Genomic DNA, 17,490 nt, shown 5'->3' on the forward strand with positions numbered 1-17,490 from the left:
TGCTGGCCCGGCTCTTGATTGGCGGGCTCCGCGTTGTTTTAATAATTGTTATGGTGGCCGTCCTTTGCTGGGTGGGGATAGAATCGATGCCGGACATCTCATCATCAAGCTCGAAGGTTGTTGCCGATCCACGGAAACAGTATTCCCCCGCATCAGATTAACGTGCGACAGGATTTTTTCCAAGCAAAGCACATCGGCAATAATCGCATCGAGACAAATCAACCGCACCGCCAGCTTCCAAGGGACTCTGGACAGCTTGACATTCTTTGCTTGCAGCCGCTCAATCCGGGCTGTATCGTTGCCGATTTGATTATTTAGCCGCAGCCCAAGCATGTCCGACATTTCCGCAAACAAACTGATTCTGGTCGACGGCTCGTCGTTTTTATTCCGCGCCTTTCATGCCGTTCCGCCACTAAGCAATGCCCAGGGCCAGCCTACCAATGCGATTTACGGCGTGTCCAACATGCTGCGAAAGTTGATCAACGATTACGACACACCTTATGTCACGGTGGTGTTCGACGCGCCGGGCAAGACCTTTCGGCATGATTTATACGATCAGTACAAAGCACATCGGCCGCCGATGCCGGACGATTTGCGGGTACAAATTCAGCCGCTGCATGAATTGATCAAATCATTGGGTTTGCCTTTGATCATCGAACATGGCGTCGAAGCCGACGATGTATTGGGCAGCCTGGCGCAAAATGCCGCCCGGCAAGGCTTTGACGTGGTCATTTCCACCGGCGACAAGGACATGGCACAACTGGTGACCGAGCGGATCACGCTGGAAAACTCGATGACCAATACTCGGATGGATATTGCCGGCGTCGAGGAGAAGTTCGGCGTCAAGCCCGAGCAGATCATCGATTACCTGGCCTTGATGGGCGATGCGGTGGACAACATCCCCGGCGTGCCGAAAGTCGGTCCGAAAACCGCAGCCAAATGGCTGCAACAATATGGCACATTGGACAATCTGATCGCGCATGCCGGCGAGATCAAGGGCAAGATCGGCGATAACCTGCGTGAAGCTTTGCCGCAATTGCCGTTATCGCGGGAATTGACCACCATCAAATGCGACGTGGCCTTGCATTACAGCCTGGAGGAGTTGAAGCGCAAGCAGCCGGATATGGCCGCCTTGAAACAGCAACTGGGCACACTGGGCTTCAGCAGCTGGCTGAAGACCTTGAACGGCGAGCAAGCATCAACACTTTCTCCCACCGAGGAACAAAGTAAAGCGGCGGCGAGCAAACAGGAAACGGAGCAACGTAGGCATCAAGAGCCGATTGCTTGGTTAGCCCGTGACTATCAAACCCTTCTCGACCAGGCCGATTTCGATCGCTGGCTGGACAAACTAAGACAAGCCGAGCTATTCGCTTTCGATACCGAAACCACCAGCCTGAATTACAGCAATGCCGAAATCGTCGGCGTTTCGTTCGCGGTGGCAGCCGGACAAGCAGCTTATCTGCCGCTGGCTCACGACTATCCGGATGCACCGGCGCAACTCGATCGGCAAAGCGTGCTGGACGCGTTAAAGCCGCTGCTGGAAGATGCCGAAAAACCCAAACTGGGCCAGAATCTGAAATACGATGCCCATATTCTGGCCAATCACGGCATCAAACTGCGCGGCATTCAACACGACACCATGCTGGAATCCTATGTGTTGAACAGCACGGCGACCAAACACAACATGGACGACCTGGCCAAGCATTATCTGGGCGCCGACACCATACATTTCGAGGACGTGGCCGGCAAGGGCGCCAAGCAGATCGGTTTCCAGGAAGTGGCTGTCGAACAAGCCGCGGAATATGCCGCCGAGGATGCCGATATTACGCTACGCTTGCATCAGACCCTGTCGGAACAATTGAGGCAACATCCGCGCCTGTGGGCCTTGTATAACGAGATCGAAGTGCCGCTGATCGATGTGTTGGTACGAATCGAGGAAAATGGCGTACTGATCGACAGCGCGATGCTGGACCAGCAAAGTCTTGAGCTGGCCAATCGCATGATAGGCATAGAGCAGCAGGCGCATGATCTGGCCGGCTCGGCTTTCAATCTGGGTTCGCCCAAACAGATACAGGAGATTTTATACGACAGGCTGAATCTGCCGGTGCTGAAGAAAACCCCCAAGGGCCAGCCCTCCACCGACGAATCGGTATTACAGGAGCTGGCGCTGGATTATGCCTTGCCTAGGCTGATCCTGGAATTTCGAGGCATGAGCAAGCTGAAATCCACCTACACCGACAAACTGCCGCAGCAAATCAATCCCAAAACCGGCCGGGTGCATACCTCCTATCATCAGGCGGTGGCGGCCACCGGCCGCTTATCCTCGTCCGACCCTAACCTACAGAACATCCCGATCCGTAGCGAGGAAGGCCGCAAGATACGTCAAGCCTTTATCGCTCCGCCCGGCTACAAAATTGTTGCCGCCGACTATTCGCAGATCGAACTGCGCATCATGGCTCATTTATCCGGCGATGCCGGTTTATTGGCGGCATTTTCGCAGGGTCTGGATGTACACAGCGCCACTGCGGCGGAAGTGTTCGAAGTGGAGGTTGGCCAAGTTACTCACGAACTGCGCCGTTCGGCCAAGGCCATTAATTTCGGTTTGATTTACGGCATGTCGGCCTTTGGCTTGGCCCAACAATTGGGCTTGTCGCGTAACCAGGCACAAGCCTATATTGATCTATACTTTAGCCGCTACCCCGGCGTGAAACAATATATGGATAACATCCGCGAACAAGCCAAACAACTTGGATACGTTGAAACGCTTTTCGGCCGGCGCCTATATTTGCCGGAGATTAATGCCCGCAATCCCGCCATGCGCCAGTATGCCGAACGCACCGCGATCAACGCGCCGATGCAGGGCACGGCGGCCGACATCATCAAGCGAGCGATGATAGGCTGCGACGCCTGGATTCGGAACAGCGGCGCCGATGTCAAGATGATCATGCAAGTGCATGACGAGTTAGTGTTCGAGGTGGCGGAGCCGCAATTACAGGACAACACGGAAACGATACGTGACATTATGTCCGGCGCAGCCGAGTTGCGGGTGCCTCTGCTGGTGGAAGCCGGTTGCGGCGAGAATTGGGATCAAGCGCATTAATTGAGGAATAGAGCCTTGTGACGACTATAAACGACGACCAATTGCTGACCTTTGTCGACAAAATGCCGGCTTTTCGCGGCAGTGTTCAACGATTGTTGCAGTTGGCGGCGGATATCAATGCCGACAGTCGCGAAATTGTACAGGTGATCGAAACCGACCCGATCATGACGGTAAAAGTCCTGAAAGTGATCAATTCGCCATTTTATGGGCTGGCGCAAAAAATTAGTTCCGTGCAACGAGCAGTGGTGCATCTGGGAATCAACACCGTAAAAAACATGGCATTGTCGGTAGCCGTAATGGGCGTACTGCCGGCGCAAAATCAGGCCGGCTTCGATAATCGGGCCTTTTTGTTGCATTCCTTAACCAGCGCGGCAATCTGTAAATTATTGGCGGAACGGTTGAAAGTGGCTCCGATTCAAGGTAGCGATTATTTCGTCGCCGGTTTATTGCATGATTTCGGCAAAATCGTGTTTGCCGAATTTGTCCCGGCCACCTATAAAACCGTACTCCAAACCGCCAGTGAGCAAGGCATGGCACTGAATCAAGTAGAAATCGATATATTGGGGGTTGACCACAGCCAGGCCGGCAAATTGCTGGCGGAACATTGGGGGCTGGGGCCGGGATTGATAGAGGCAATAGACCACCACCACAGCGACCATCAACGCTCGGCGCTGAGCGATTGCTTGTTTGCCGCCAACCAAATCAGTAAAAAACTCGAATTTGGTTTTGCCGGCAATTCGGTGATAGAGGAGTTGCCGCCCGAGACCGAGCAATGCTTTGGCATGGGCCTGGATGGGCTGATTGCCGATTTGGGCGATATAAGCCGAGTAAAATCAGAAGCCATGGCGTTTATTGACTAGGGATATGCGGCAATGAAATTCAAATTTTGGGGCGTAAGAGGTTCAATTCCCACACCGGGCGCCAGTACAGTCAAATACGGCGGCAATACCACCTGCATTGAAATTCGAACGGTAGACAATGATTTATTGATTTTGGACGCCGGCACCGGCATCCACGCCTTGGCGCAAAGCCTGCTTGGCCAGGCGCCGCTGGTCGCGCATATCTTGATTACCCACACCCACTGGGACCACATACAAGGCTTGCCGTTTTTCCTGCCCTTTTTCGCGCCCGATAGCCATGTGCATGTTTATGGCGGACTGGACCCCGTTACCCAGCAAGGCATAGAGCGAGCCTTAAGCGTACAGTTACAATACAGTTACTTCCCGATCAGCGAAGCCCAACTCAAGGCACGGGTTCACTACCATACCCTGATGCCGGGGGAAACCGTGCGGATAGGCAGCGCCAAGGTTACTCCGACGGTGCTGAGCCACCCGGTCCTGAATTTCGGCTATCGGGTGGAGGATAGCGATGGACGCTCGCTGTTTTTCACCGGGGACTACGAAATGACGCAAAACCCCTATCGGACCGATGACCCCGACTTCGCCTCCAACCAGCAATTTATCGATGACAAACGGCTTGAAGTGCAGGCCGCGATGCGGAACGTCGACGTGCTGATAGCCGATTCGTCTTACACCGACGCCGAATACGCCGCCAAAAAAGGCTGGGGGCATAGCACTTACGGCGCGGCCATGCAGTTAGCCGAACAAGCCAAGGTTAAAAAACTGTTTTTTACCCATCATGAACCGACCCGTAGCGACAGCCAACTGGAAACTATTTTTCAAGATGTGTGTTTACACGCCGCGAATCCGGATTTTGAGATGTTTCTGGCTCGAGAAGGTGATGAATACCAAATACCATAGATGCAACCTCTTGCACGCCAATTATCGGCCTCTTGGCTCCTTGCCCCAGGAGCCTACAGAGCGCTTATCCACATGATTTTAATAGGTTTATTTATAAATCCTGGTGTTTTACGCAAAAAGCAGCAAATAAAAACCTATAAACCATTGTGATGGTTAAAACTTCAAGTCAAACAGGCTCCTAGCACGATACTTCAATTTCATAGCCGGTAAACTTGCGGATATTGATCACGCCGCTATCCAGCAGCAGATACTGGCCCTTGATTCCTTGCAATACGCCGGACACGACGGGGTCTTTATCCAGATTGAAGGATTTGACCTTGGTGGGGTATTGCAATACCGGATAGTGAATATCCAGCATTTCGGCATCGGCCAAAAGCTGCAACGCCTCTCCACCGAATTGTTCGGCAATAAGTGCTAGTCTATCGCTGCATTTTGCCAGCAGCTGATCGCGCAATGCCGGTAAATCCAATACCTGAACATTGTTTTTCAACATCTGCTGCCAGCTGGTTTTATCACTGACATGCGCGGCTAACGCCACCTCCACTAAACCCGAAACATGCCGGGAAGCGACTCTAAACACCGGCAGGGCCTGCACGGCGCCCTGATCGATCCAGCGCGTCGGAATTTGTGTTTGCCGGGTAATGCCGACCTTGATTCCGGATGAATTGGCCAGATAGACGATATGCGGCTGAAAACAAAATTCCTCGCCCCAACTCGGCTCGCGGCAAGTGCCGGCGGCATAATGGCAGGTTTCCGGCTTCATGATGCACATGTCGCATTGCGCCAGCTTGATGAAACACGGATAGCAATAGCCTTGGTTAAAACTTTTGGCGGTCTTTTTTTGGCAATGCACACAAAAAATCCGGCCGCTGTAGCGCAGCTCCAGCCTTTGTCCCAACAGCGGATTCAATTCCAATTCGGCATCCCCTACTGGTAACCGGTATTGCACCGGCTCCGCCAGTTGCGTCGTCATTTTTTCTAAACTGCCCAGCACACTCTTAACCTCGGTCTCGTTAAATCAGTCGGCTATAATGACAGTGTTTTTTATTTGCACAAGGCAGAAGTTCATGTCGTTTCTACTTGCTAGCCGTCTATTTCGTTACCCGATCAACGATGTTGCGAGCCCTACCGATGCGCGCTGCTCGAATTGCGCGAATCCTCGCAAGTCAGACCAGGGGTCTTAGACCTTGGCCATCAGCCCGAAACCCTCTGTATCCAGACCGAAACCCGCCGCGCGCAACGCCTCGAAGCCGGGCAAGCCGCGCCTACAACCGTCCGCAACCGGCAACAAACCTCGCAAATCCCCTGCCCGCAAACGCCAGCCCTCGTCTCCGTTCTGGAGCCGGAAAAATCTGTCGCTGATGACGCTGGAAGTGCTGGGCTTGGCAATCAGCGCCCTGCTGGGAACCATGCTGGCACTGGGCTCTTCGGCCCACACATTCTCGGGTTCGAATTTTTTTGCCAATTTGTTGCCGTTTGCCGCCGGCGTGGCCATTTGGGTAGTGGTAGCCGCCGGTCTGCTGTTGGCCTGGATTAAACTGCGTGGCCCAATTCGCCAGCGTTGGACCGGATTTCCGGCCCTATTGGCTGTCGGTCTGAGCTGCGGGCTGATTTGGTTTGTGTTTCATGACGGCTACATTCCGGTCTTCACCGATTTACGCAGCCTGGTGGGCGGCAAGCAACAGGCGGCCAGAACCACGCTGGCGCATCAGGTGTATGCCGCCTACCGGCGCCATGGCACCTCTCAACTGCGGAAACTGATTGAACGCGCCGAAGCATACAATCCGGATATTCAACAGGCGGCCGAAGCCTTTAAAGTGGACATCAACCTATTGCAAGGGGTTGCCGCGGCCGAATCGTCCTTCATGCCGCGCACCAGTCACGATGGCGGCCAGGGCTTGTTCCAAATTACCGCCGTGCCCAAGTTTATCCTGCAACAAGCTGGTGAAGCACTTGGCGTCGACAGTCCGGATGTCGCCAATCCGCGCCACAATGCCTTTATCGCCGCAGCCACTCTGAAACATTATTTGGCCGAAATGAAGGACGATTTATTCCTGGGCCTGTTGGCTTATAACATCGGCCCACGCAACGGCGGCCTACGCTTTATCATGCAGCAATACGGCGCCGACGACTTTGTCAGCTCACAGCCCTATCTGCAACAATTGCCGCGCGATTATCCGATCCGGGTTTTAGCCTATGCGCTGGCGTTCAAACTCTGGCAACAAGACGGCAAATTGCCGGCTTACGAGGAGGGCGATAATGCCGTTTATATTCAACGCCTGGGTATTCCCGGTTTTGCGCCTGCATTTTAAACCTCGAATTTAAATGCCTCCGCCGCCACCGGCTGGCTGAAATAAAAGCCCTGATAAAACAAACAGCCCTTGGCTCTCAGGAAATCCACCTGGGCCTGATTTTCCACGCCTTCGGCAATCACGTTCAGCCCCAGGCTTTTGGCCATCATGATGATGGTTTCCACGATGACCGCCGAGTTCGGATCATCGATATGCCTGACAAAGCTTTGGTCGATTTTTAGCTGACTCAAGGGCAGACTCTTCAGATAGGACAATGAAGAATAGCCTATGCCGAAGTCGTCGATCGAAATTCTGACGCCCATCTTCCGCAGAGCCTGCATTTTGGCGATGGTGTCATCGATATTCTCGATCACACAGCCTTCGGTCAACTCTATCACCAACCTTTCCGGATTCAAGCCGGCATCCATCAAGGTTTGTCTGACTTGCTGGACAAAATTGGCTTGGCGAAATTGCCTCGAACTGACGTTCACCGCGATATGGCCGATCGCATGGCCCTGGCTATCCCATATTTTGATTTGGCGACAAGCTTCCCGCAAAACCCAGCCCCCTATCGGCAAAATCAATTGAGTATCCTCGGCCAGCGGGATGAATTCCAACGGCGAAATCATGCCTTTGCGCGGATGTTGCCAGCGAATCAGGGCTTCGGCGCTGACTACCCGGTAAGACTCATCCATTTGCGGTTGGTAGTACAGAACAAACTGATTTTCCTGTAAAGCCACTCGCATTTCTTTTTCCAGGGTCAGGCGGCGATCGGCGGTTTCCTGCATCGACGGACGGAAAAAACTGATGCTGTTGCGGCCGCTTTCCTTGGCCCGATACATGGCGGTATCGGCTTGCTGGATAACCTCTTCCGGCTGCTGCACCGTTTCCGGGTACAGGGTAACGCCGATACTGGTGGAAAAATGGTGTTCGTTGCCTTGCACCACAAAGGGCTGATTGATGGCCAGTAGGATTTTTTCGGCCAGCATCGCCGCATGATTGGTGGCCTGTTGCAAGCTCGGGTATCGCACCGGCACCATCACGATGAACTCATCCCCTCCCAAGCGGCAGGCGGTATCTTCATCGCGGATGATGGATTTCAAGCGTTGCGCCACCTGAACCAGCAACTCGTCCCCCACCTGATGGCCACGGGAGTCGTTAAGATTTTTGAAATGATCCAGGTCCAAAAAAAACAACGCCCCATAACTCAACTGGCGTTTGGCCACGGCAATTTCCTGTTTCAATCGGTCCAGCATCAGGCGCCGATTGGGTAAATTGGTCAGCGGATCGTAAAAGGCCAGATTATGGATTTCCTTTTCGGCGGCTTTCTGAGCGCTGACATCGGAAAAAATCGCCACATAATGGGTCAGGCGATGGTGTTCGTCGCGCACCCCGGTTACCGTCAACAGTTCCGGGAAGACTTCACCGTTTTTACGCCTGTTCCATATTTCGCCCTTCCATTGATTTTTTTTCGCAAGTTCCTTGTACATTTGCTGATAAAACTGCTTGTCATGATAGCCGGACGACAATATGCGCGGATTTTTGCCGATGGCTTCCTCGGCGCTGTATCCCGTTATTTCGCTGAAGGCTTTATTGACCCGCAAAATGATGCCATTGGGATCCGCCACCACTATGGCTTCATGCGATTCGAAAGTGGTCGCGGCCACTCGCAGTTCGTTTTCCTGCTGCCTGCGAATTGCGATTTCCTGATTCAAGGCTTCGTTGATACGCGATAAATCCAGGGTGCGAACCGCCACCAAGTCTTCGACGCGCGCGGTGCGCCCAGTCAACAACAGCAAGCCGAAACCGCTGAGTCCGCATAATATCAAGCCGCCCAGCAACATCCACCAGGACACCACGGATTGTTGTTGATGGAAAAATTCGGCCGCCGGCAAATAATGCAGTTGCCAGCCGCGGCCGGCGAAATCGATAGTCCGGGTCTTACCCAGGTTTGAAAACTGCAAACTCCGGTGATAATCGGCCGGCAGGTTGCTGTAGATCAGGTTGCCTTGATCGTAAATAACCAGCAACAATTGCAGCTGCTCGGCGCCCAACCAGTTAAAAATCGCCCGAATATCGGCCTCGACCCGAAAAACGCTGGCGACAAAACCGGAAAAAGCCGCCCGTTTCTCCTGCACGCTATTCAATGGCTGATGCTTACGATAGACCGGCGAATAAATCACCGTGCCGACCTGGTAGCTAACGTCCTGAATCAGCTGAATAGGTCCGGTGGCCAAGGTTTCCCCGCTATCGATGGCCTTGAAAATCACGGGGGCAATTTGCGGATTGCTGCTGATGTCATAGCCCAAGGCTCGTTCATTGCCGGCTTCCGGCACCATATAGCTTACCGGGAAATAAAAATCCTTGGATTCGGCCGGCAGCAAATCCCTCTCGCCGCTTAATCGGCGGATAGGCGCATGGTTCATAGCCTGCCAAGCCAAGCGTTCGGCTTGACTGACGCGCGGCGTCCACTCCAGAACACCGCTGCGCTGGTTGCGAATAGACTCGGCAAAACGGATAAACTCTTCGCGCTCCACGCCTTCCGAACTGTCGAACAACGCCTTTAGTGTCGCTACGGTCGCCATATGATCATGTAAGTGCTCATCGATCGAGCTATGCAACAACTCGACCTGGCGCTCGAACAAACTTTGTATCCGCTGGTTTTCCTGATAGCGGCTAAATTCAAACGCCGCCACAACCAGTAAAACCACCAGTAACATCGGATAGAACACGAAGCGCCGCCTGGCCTGCCAAATCGCCTTCGGTTGCCCGATAAAAAGCAGTAATAACGGGGTAAAGATAGTTGCGCCTATCATGTCCCCCACCCACCAGGTTCCCCAGCTACCTATGATGTCCGATAAACCGATGACGCCGCGAACATACAAGGACGCCACGCCGACCGTAGCCGCCACCAGGCAACTGACGGCGATCAAGACAAAGAAGCGCAGAATTTTCCTATCCTCGATCAATGCATCGTGCGGCCCAACCCAGCGATTGATCAGTTGCATGCCTATCCAGGCCTGTAAACAGGAGCCGATGCCGGCCAATGTTCCCACGCCCAACGATTCCGGAATTTTTGCGAAACTCGATGCGTCGAGAAAGGCGTAGACCTGGGCAACCAATGCCCCAAGGAAAATGCCCGGTATCACCGATTCCCCAAACGCCAAGGTAAGTGCCAGCGCGACACCGGCCGCCGGCCAGATCGGGCTGGCATTACTGGGCGGCGTGGCCAACAAGGTTCCCAGCCAGCCGCCAACAAAATAGCCGGCCCCGGCCATCAGATTCAAAAAAATCAGTGTTTGCGGGTTTCGCATAACAGGCTCGGCATCAATTTGTCGTCGGCCACTGCAAGCCGCCTTGGGCATCGACGGCAAAAGCTTTACCGAAACCGGCGACAAACTGGCCTCGCTCCGGTGTCAAGGCAAACAAATGAAAGTCGGGCAAGCTCCGCAACAAGTTAACGGTCTCGCCAAATTTCGCCGCCATGCCGTCCAGAATTTGGCCATGGGCCGGATCGTTTTTGTTGATTTCCCGAACCCGGCAATCAAAGGTCAAACGCCGGCGCGCGAACGGATTGGCCGCCTCGGTTTCCGGCTCTATGAATAGCACCGAGGCTTGCGGATAACTCAGCAGGTTTTGGGTGTGTCTGGCCAACTGGCTGACAAAAATATAAAAATCGTCACCATCCCGCAGATAGGGCGCATAGCTAATGTCGGCCTTACCCTGTTCCGAGCGGCTGGCCAATAGCAGGCTTTGCTGGTGCTGGATTAAGCCGTCGCACGCACGTTGCAGGCCGTCGCGTTCGGATTCGGTCATGATGTAGCCAGTTGGGGATGGCGATAGCAATCGGTGGTATGGTCATTCACCATGCCCACCGCCTGCATGTAGGCATAGCAAATGGTTTTGCCGACGAATTTGAAGCCGCGCTGCCGCAAGTCTTTGCTCATCTGTTCGGATTCAGGGCTAAAGGCCGGTAACTGCTCATGGGTCCGCCAACTATTTTGCATGGGCCGCCCCTCGACAAACCGCCAGATGTAGGCATCGAAACTACCGAATGTTTGGCTGACATCCAGAAATGCCCTGGCATTGACCACGGCGGCCCGGATTTTCAAGCGGTTGCGGACGATGCCCGTGTTAGCCAACAAGGTATTGATCTTGTCTTCGTCATAAGCCGCGATTTTTTCCGCGTCGAAGTTGTCGAAGGCGGCGCGATAAGCCTCCCGCTTATCCAGAATAGTACGCCAGCTCAATCCGGCCTGCGCGCCTTCCAACAGCAGAAACTCGAACAACCCATGATCGTCATGCAACGGCACGCCCCATTCGTTGTCGTGATAGCGCTCTTCGCTGGCACTGGCCAAGGCCCATCGGCATTTGATCATTCGTCTTTTTGCAGCATTTTTTTCAAATCGGCAAACGGATTGAAGGTCGCTTGCGGCCCCTTGGATTCGCCACCGGCCTTGCCGCCAAAGCGGGTTTGCTCTTCGTAACGCTGATGTTCGTTATCGTGGCAATAAAGGCACAACAACTCCCAGTTGCTGCCATCGGCCGGGTTATGGTCGTGATTGTGATTGGTGTGATGTACGGTCAATTCGCGCAGATTTTTATGATCGAATTCGCGGGCGCAACGGCCGCAAATCCATGGAAACAGTTTTAACGCCTGTTCCCGGTAACCTTTTTCGCGCTCTTCTTTCTGACGCCGGGCTTCGGCAACGATTTGATGGGCTTTGCTGTGTGACATGGCTTTCTCCGCTTGCGTTAGCCGCCGGTGGCGCTCATATGGCGCAAGATGACCGGCTGTTCATGGATGTTGAATTCGTGCTTTTCGGGTTTGATCCGCATCGCGGTTATGATAGCCTGCTTCAATGCCTCGATGTCACCGGGATATTGCCTGACCACGGCTTTCAAATCGACCGAATGTTCATTGCCCAGACACAACAGCAAGCGGCCTTCCGCCGTCAGCCGCACCCGGTTACAACTGGCGCAAAAATTGGCGCTGTGGGGTGAAATAAAGCCCACTCGGCTATCACTGCCCGACACCTGAAAATAATCCGACGGCCCCCCGGTTTTATCCGGCACAGCCACTAAATCAAAACGCTGCTGTAAATCCTGTTTGATCAACTGGCTGGGGTAATAGGCGTCGGCCCGGTTATGGCTGTCCACCGTGCCCAGCGGCATTTCCTCGATAAAACTGATGTCCAACCCGCGATCGACAGCAAATTGCACTAAATCGGCAACTTCTTGATGATTGCGGTTTTTTAGAATCACCGCATTGATCTTGATACGCTCAAATCCGGCATCTCGGGCCGCATTGATGCCTTTCAGCACATTCTCCAGGTCACCGGTGCGAGTCAACACCTTGAATTTAACCGGGTCCAGCGTATCGAGGCTGATGTTGACGCGCTTGACCCCGGCGGCTTTCAGATCGTCGGCCATCCGCGCCAGCTTTGAGCCATTGCTGGTCATCACCAACTCCTGCAACCCCGGAAGTTGCCCTATCTGTTGCAACAAACCCAGCGCGCCCTTACGCACCAGCGGCTCGCCGCCGGTAATCCGGATTTTGCCCACGCCCAGTTCGACAAATGCCCGGCAGATGAATTGAATTTCTTCCAGACTCAAAATCTGTCCGCGAGGCAAAAACACCATGTCTTCCGCCATGCAATAGACGCAACGGAAGTCGCAGCGATCGGTAATCGAAACGCGTAAGTAATTGACTATGCGACCGAAACGATCGACCAGCCGTGTAGTGTGCGGAAAATCAGTCATGGCTATGCTTAAAAAATTGACCCGCAAATGGTAACACAGCCCGGCCCGACTGCTGATTGGCTATCTCGGCCGGCGACACGAGGAATCGCCCATCGATTTTTTGTCACATTTTTCGTTTATGTTGTCAGGATGTTGAGCCGCTTGCATATTTAACTCTTAGCATTTTTTATGCTGAAAGATTACCGCCGCCAAATATGGTCTTATTGCCCATTCCCCGCGGAATTTAGCCCTTATGAAGGCCGCAATCGATGGAAAAACAACCCGGACTAAAACAAAACACCTCAACAGATTGCAATTTTCAAACTATAGGCTAAACCTTAATACATCCTAAATTTGTACGGGAGAAAAATCATGAAAACCGTTGATTTTTTTTGTCTGAACAGCCACGTCATCCAATGTTTTTTCGTTGGCGTTCTAATCTGCCACGCCGGCTCAACCCTAGCCGAACCGCCCGCGCTGGAGGCTTTTAGCCAATCTTCGGATTTGGTACTGACGCTTTCGGATAAATGGCTGGAGTCCGACACCAACTCGGCGGATGAATTCCATAAACCGACCCGGAATTTGATTACAGCGAAGTCAAAACCCAAGCCCGCCAATATCGGTTGCGGCATGGATGTCAACTCTCTGCCTACTGACGATGACTCCATAGCCAGTCGGGTCGAAGGCAAATGTAACTTCAACTATCATTACTGAGTACCGTTGAAAAAGGACTAGTCAACCGACTTAGACTCGGTAGCCGATTAAGCCGGGAATGGTGGAAATCCTACCCCAAAGCCACCGTTCACAGAACAGCACCCCGATCGTCCGTTCCATCGTAGCTAAAACTAAACTAACACTAATGTGTTCATTGTGCTTATTAAAGGCACCCAAAAAACGCAGAAAGGCCTTGATAGCTTCACACGCTCCATCACGTTCAATCCGACAAAAACCATAATCGACAACAGCAACCAAAACAAGTAAAAGCGATGGTATCAAAATGAGGATGACTATAAAGAGTGGAAGAAAGTACCTACGCGCGATTGTGGCGACAGCAGGCATCACTGCCATGCTCACGGTGCGGGCAGAGTTGAGCAATCAGGAACTTGCCAAGATGACTCAAAACCCGGTCAGTGAAATGATCAGCCTGCCCTTCCAGAACAATACCGATTTCGACACCGGTCCACGTAAAGAGACAAAAAACATTCTGAACATTCAGCCCATTATTCCCCTAACAAGCAACGGCGACTGGAAAATCATCACTCGCACAGTCTTGCCGATCATTTCTCAACCGCGAGAGTGGCGCGGACAGGACTCAAGGGTCGGTCTGGGTGATACTCAATTCAGCGTGCTTTTATCGCCTGCCAACCAAGAGGGACTCATTTGGCGTATGGGAGCCGTGACCCAAATCCCCACAAATACGGATATTCGGTTTGGTAACGACAATTGGGGACTGGGCCCCGCATTTGTGATGATACATGTCGAAAAGGGAGATCCCTGGGTATACGGTGTGATCCTGAACAATATCTGGTCCGTATCCAACGACAGACCAGGAGGTAGCTACAACAGCGGCCTAGTCCAACCTATCATTAACTACAATTTCCCGGGTGGTACCTATCTGACCTCGTCACTGATGAACACAGTGGACTGGAAAACTGACAGTAGTCAGCGTTGGACCGCGCCAATCGGCGGCGGAATTGGTCACGTATTTCGTATTGGCAAACAACCAGTAAATGCGCAGCTATCCGCCTATTACAACGTCGTCCATCCAGACGACGCCCCGAGTTAGCAACTACGGGCTCAGGTTCAATTTCTGTTCCCTGAATAATTTATTTGGATTTATTCACTGATACCGCCAGGCTGAAATCCATCACTCGGGTGAGTTTAAAAACTGACGTTCAAACCTAACTCACCACCATAGCTTATTACTTGCGGATTGAAAAAAACCGATGAAAGTGATCCACGTAGCATCACCTGCGAGTTAAGCTTGTAGGAAGCACCGACCGATGCATTGGCCCAATCCGAAGCCACTTGGGCTGCATCGACGCTGTAGGATGGGGCGGCAACTGAGGTAAGCGAGGCTGTTACCATGCGATCCTTATCAGCCCACTCATGGTTCCACTTCGCTTCAACGAACGGTTGCCAATTGTCCAGGTCCGCCAATACCCGCCAGCCGAACTGGCTGACAAGCGAATCCCGTGTCTGGCTGCCAAACGACAAAGCCGTGACACCACTGGTGCCGGTTTCAGTGAAGCTATTGAGATGGACTTGTTGCATTACTACGCCAAACACTGGGCCGGTGGTAATTTGCCCTAGCTTGAAATCGCCGCCAACGCGAAACGCAAACAACGGAGACTCGCCACTGGTGTTGGCATTGTTATTGTCCGTGAAGATACCGAGTTGCACTTGCCGTGAGATCTCGTCCTGAAACAACCCATAGGTTGCCACCGCGCTCCCCCATACAGGCCCAACCTTATAGGCGGCATAAAGGCTAGGCGCTTCATCCACCTGATCAAAATGGCCTCCCGAGGAGAAATCCTGTGTCTGACTGCCCGCTGTAAACGCCGCGCCCACGATAACCCCACCAGACGTCCGATAATCCACCCCCACCGTCCCCCCGAAAGGCGTGCCGGAGCTGTCGGAGAAGCCCGAGGTATTTTCCACCTTCAATGTATTGGCCCCAGCACTGGCCCAGACGTTGATACCGTTTGGTCCCCTATGTTGGCCAGAAAGATCAAGTTGTCCCTCGATGGTGGCAACGCGCGCCAAACCAACCTGCACGGCGCTTTCCGCCACCAGGGAAATCTGGCTCGGCGCGATGAGCAGGCTGTAGGTGTAATCCGCTTCGATTGTCTGGCCTGCCGTGGTGAAGTGTGGGCCGGCGAGGAACAGAAAATTCTGTTGTTGGGCTGGGCTGGCAACGGCGAGAATGGCTGGGAACACTGCCCCCGACGGAGCATTCGCTGGCAATACCGAAGCGGGGGTGAATCCGAAAAGAGTCGGATTTTTCACAACGAATCTGAACAGGCTGTCGTTATCTGCCGGAATGAAGTGCACGCCCGCAGCGGTCAGGCTTGCCCACTCACTTGTTCCGAGCGCCACCGTACGCGCATAAGCGGCGGCATTGTCAGGGGGTATGTCGCCGCCCAAACCAGCAAAATAGGCGGAATCATAAGAATTCCGCACCACGATGGTTCTTGCGCCAGCGGCTTGCAGACGCGCGACTTCCACGGCCAGGGCGGCTGCCCCGTCGCTAAGGTAGTTGGGGTTCGTAGCGCGAAAAGCGGCGCCTTGATTGGTATAATAGGTCGCGTCGTTGTCGCCACTCTTGATTACATAAAGCGCGTTGGGATTGGCGACGCCGTTGACTGAAGAGAGGTAATTCTCAATCTGCTGAATAGTGGTCACATTCGTGGCTACGATCGGTGCGTTGTTGGGCACAGTGGTTGTGCCGCCATTGGCATAGTTGGTCCCGCCACCACCGATAGGCGCTGCGCTCAGGCCAAACTTTCCGGCCAGTATTGTGGTATTCATGACCCCATTCCCGGCCCAACCGCCGGTGGCACCTTGACTAATGGCGATACTGATATCTCGATCTAATGCCGCGTCTCCCGTTGTGTGATAGCGGAAATATCCGGTATCCAGGGTGCTGTCGCCAAATGCGATGAACTGATTGAACCCTTCGGCGTTGGCCACTCCGGATATGCATGAAGCGATAAAGGCAAGAAATGCAGCTAAAAAAGTAGGATGTTTCATTAGGTGCTTCTCCAGAGTTGTGTTCGCCATCTTAATAGAGGCGGAGTTGAGTCGCGTGAAATTCAATGAAACAAATGGCGAAAATGTTTCATTGAATTTCTTGAATCATCAGGCCTGTCAAGGCTTTCGAGCAGGTTTTAGCCTCTAATTCGCGTAAGTTCCAAACGAAAATTGAGGAACAGCAATCAGTGACACTGTTCCTGAGTCATAATCTCAATGAAGGCATACAAGAAACCTAAACTATCAAACAGTTACTCCTTCGCCATTTCACGGCAAGCCGCTACCCGAAAGGTTGGGCTCGCCTCGGTGTAACACAGTTCTAGCTTGTTATCCATCAAGGTACCGGTATAGACTCCGTTTTCGTCGCTCATCAGCAGGGTTTTGCCATCGCCGCGGATCACGCCCACCACATCCTCGCACTTGTGTTGACTGCACCAACGCGCATGGAAGGAGCGATTATCTTGCTGCTCCACGGTTAGCGTAAAGCTCAGATCGGCATTAGCCGCGTAACGGTCGCCATCTTGGCCTCCGTGGCTTGAAATACCAGCTTTAGCACCATGCCGGCTTCCTTCGATTTCCACCCACTTTCCGACTAGATTCCCATCAGCCAGTCCGGTATTACTAACCATTAAAAGCCCAACTGTTAGAGTAACTCCGATGTTATTCATTAGCTTTTCTCCTATTACAAGGCATTCAGGAGGATTAGATAAGAGTTTCAACCACATTTCCAATCCAGTTTTAGGCAAGCTCGGAATTTACGCTGATTTTTTTGATAAGACAATTTTATTACTCACGAATCAATGCTCTTGCTCACTGTGTCCATGTAACTCCAGTTGATTAATGA

At 52.9% G+C, this 17,490-nt stretch carries 15 protein-coding genes; 6 read left to right on the forward strand and 9 right to left on the reverse strand.

Going from position 1 to position 17,490, the window contains the following annotated elements:
- Positions 1-48 precede the first annotated feature (48 nt).
- Positions 49-333, reverse strand: coding sequence for a hypothetical protein (locus tag IVG45_RS14650; protein WP_196434548.1), 285 nt, complete (start codon positions 331-333; stop codon positions 49-51).
- Here IVG45_RS14650 and polA point away from each other — a divergent pair.
- The 3 genes from polA to IVG45_RS14665 are packed head-to-tail and all read left to right on the forward strand — an operon-like array spanning position 332 to position 4,860.
- The gene (gene polA / locus IVG45_RS14655) at positions 332-3,100 is read left to right on the forward strand and encodes a DNA polymerase I (protein WP_196434549.1); all 2,769 of its coding nucleotides are present in this window, start codon (positions 332-334) and stop codon (positions 3,098-3,100) included. The genes IVG45_RS14650 and polA overlap by 2 nt on opposite strands.
- 17 nt (positions 3,101-3,117) lie before the next feature.
- Positions 3,118-3,960 carry an HDOD domain-containing protein gene (locus IVG45_RS14660; RefSeq protein WP_196434550.1) on the forward strand — a complete coding sequence of 281 codons (843 nt, stop codon included), beginning with the start codon at positions 3,118-3,120 and terminating at the stop codon, positions 3,958-3,960.
- A 12-nt stretch (positions 3,961-3,972) separates the two neighbouring features.
- Positions 3,973-4,860: an MBL fold metallo-hydrolase gene (locus tag IVG45_RS14665; RefSeq protein WP_196434551.1), complete on the forward strand. Its 888-nt coding sequence runs from the start codon at positions 3,973-3,975 to the stop codon at positions 4,858-4,860.
- Positions 4,861-5,038: 178 nt separating this feature from the next.
- On the opposite strand, the gene IVG45_RS14670 is transcribed toward IVG45_RS14665, so the two are convergent.
- Positions 5,039-5,854, reverse strand: coding sequence for a DUF2797 domain-containing protein (locus IVG45_RS14670; protein ID WP_230874596.1), 816 nt, complete (start codon positions 5,852-5,854; stop codon positions 5,039-5,041).
- Between the two features lie 193 nt (positions 5,855-6,047).
- Between IVG45_RS14670 and IVG45_RS14675 the strand changes: the two genes are divergently transcribed.
- Entirely contained in the window at positions 6,048-7,172 is a 1,125-nt protein-coding gene (locus IVG45_RS14675; RefSeq protein ID WP_196434552.1) for a lytic transglycosylase domain-containing protein, read from the forward strand.
- Here the strand turns inward: IVG45_RS14675 and IVG45_RS14680 are convergent.
- Genes IVG45_RS14680 through moaA form a run of 5 tightly spaced genes read right to left on the reverse strand, consistent with a single transcriptional unit; the run spans position 7,169 to position 12,914 of the window.
- Complete coding sequence (locus tag IVG45_RS14680) at positions 7,169-10,465, reverse strand: EAL domain-containing protein (protein ID WP_196434553.1); 3,297 nt, start codon at positions 10,463-10,465, stop codon at positions 7,169-7,171. The genes IVG45_RS14675 and IVG45_RS14680 overlap by 4 nt on opposite strands.
- 13 nt (positions 10,466-10,478) lie before the next feature.
- Positions 10,479-10,967: a HugZ family pyridoxamine 5'-phosphate oxidase gene (locus IVG45_RS14685; RefSeq protein WP_196434554.1), complete on the reverse strand. Its 489-nt coding sequence runs from the start codon at positions 10,965-10,967 to the stop codon at positions 10,479-10,481.
- Positions 10,964-11,530 carry a DNA-3-methyladenine glycosylase I gene (locus IVG45_RS14690; RefSeq protein ID WP_196434555.1) on the reverse strand — a complete coding sequence of 189 codons (567 nt, stop codon included), beginning with the start codon at positions 11,528-11,530 and terminating at the stop codon, positions 10,964-10,966. The genes IVG45_RS14685 and IVG45_RS14690 overlap by 4 nt, the downstream gene beginning before the upstream one ends.
- Positions 11,527-11,889: a YajD family HNH nuclease gene (locus IVG45_RS14695; RefSeq protein WP_196434556.1), complete on the reverse strand. Its 363-nt coding sequence runs from the start codon at positions 11,887-11,889 to the stop codon at positions 11,527-11,529. The genes IVG45_RS14690 and IVG45_RS14695 overlap by 4 nt, the downstream gene beginning before the upstream one ends.
- Before the next feature lie 17 nt (positions 11,890-11,906).
- On the reverse strand, positions 11,907-12,914 hold the full coding sequence (gene moaA, locus IVG45_RS14700) for a GTP 3',8-cyclase MoaA (protein ID WP_196434557.1): 1,008 nt from the start codon (positions 12,912-12,914) through the stop codon (positions 11,907-11,909).
- Positions 12,915-13,265: 351 nt separating this feature from the next.
- Here moaA and IVG45_RS14705 point away from each other — a divergent pair, with 351 nt between their 5' ends.
- Together IVG45_RS14705 and IVG45_RS14710 are read left to right on the forward strand one after the other, a co-directional pair.
- Positions 13,266-13,607, forward strand: a complete 342-nt coding sequence (locus tag IVG45_RS14705) for a hypothetical protein (RefSeq protein ID WP_196434558.1) — start codon at positions 13,266-13,268, stop codon at positions 13,605-13,607.
- A gap of 289 nt (positions 13,608-13,896) precedes the next feature.
- Positions 13,897-14,679, forward strand: a complete 783-nt coding sequence (locus IVG45_RS14710; protein WP_196434559.1) for a hypothetical protein — start codon at positions 13,897-13,899, stop codon at positions 14,677-14,679.
- Between the two features lie 95 nt (positions 14,680-14,774).
- Here IVG45_RS14710 and IVG45_RS14715 read toward each other — a convergent pair whose 3' ends face one another.
- Positions 14,775-16,646, reverse strand: a complete 1,872-nt coding sequence (locus IVG45_RS14715) for an autotransporter outer membrane beta-barrel domain-containing protein (RefSeq protein ID WP_196434560.1) — start codon at positions 16,644-16,646, stop codon at positions 14,775-14,777.
- A 251-nt stretch (positions 16,647-16,897) separates the two neighbouring features.
- On the reverse strand, positions 16,898-17,314 hold the full coding sequence (locus tag IVG45_RS14720; RefSeq protein ID WP_196434561.1) for a hypothetical protein: 417 nt from the start codon (positions 17,312-17,314) through the stop codon (positions 16,898-16,900).
- Between the last annotated feature and the right edge of the window lie 176 nt (positions 17,315-17,490).

It is taken from the genome of Methylomonas sp. LL1 (assembly GCF_015711015.1).
Lineage (GTDB): Bacteria > Pseudomonadota > Gammaproteobacteria > Methylococcales > Methylomonadaceae > Methylomonas.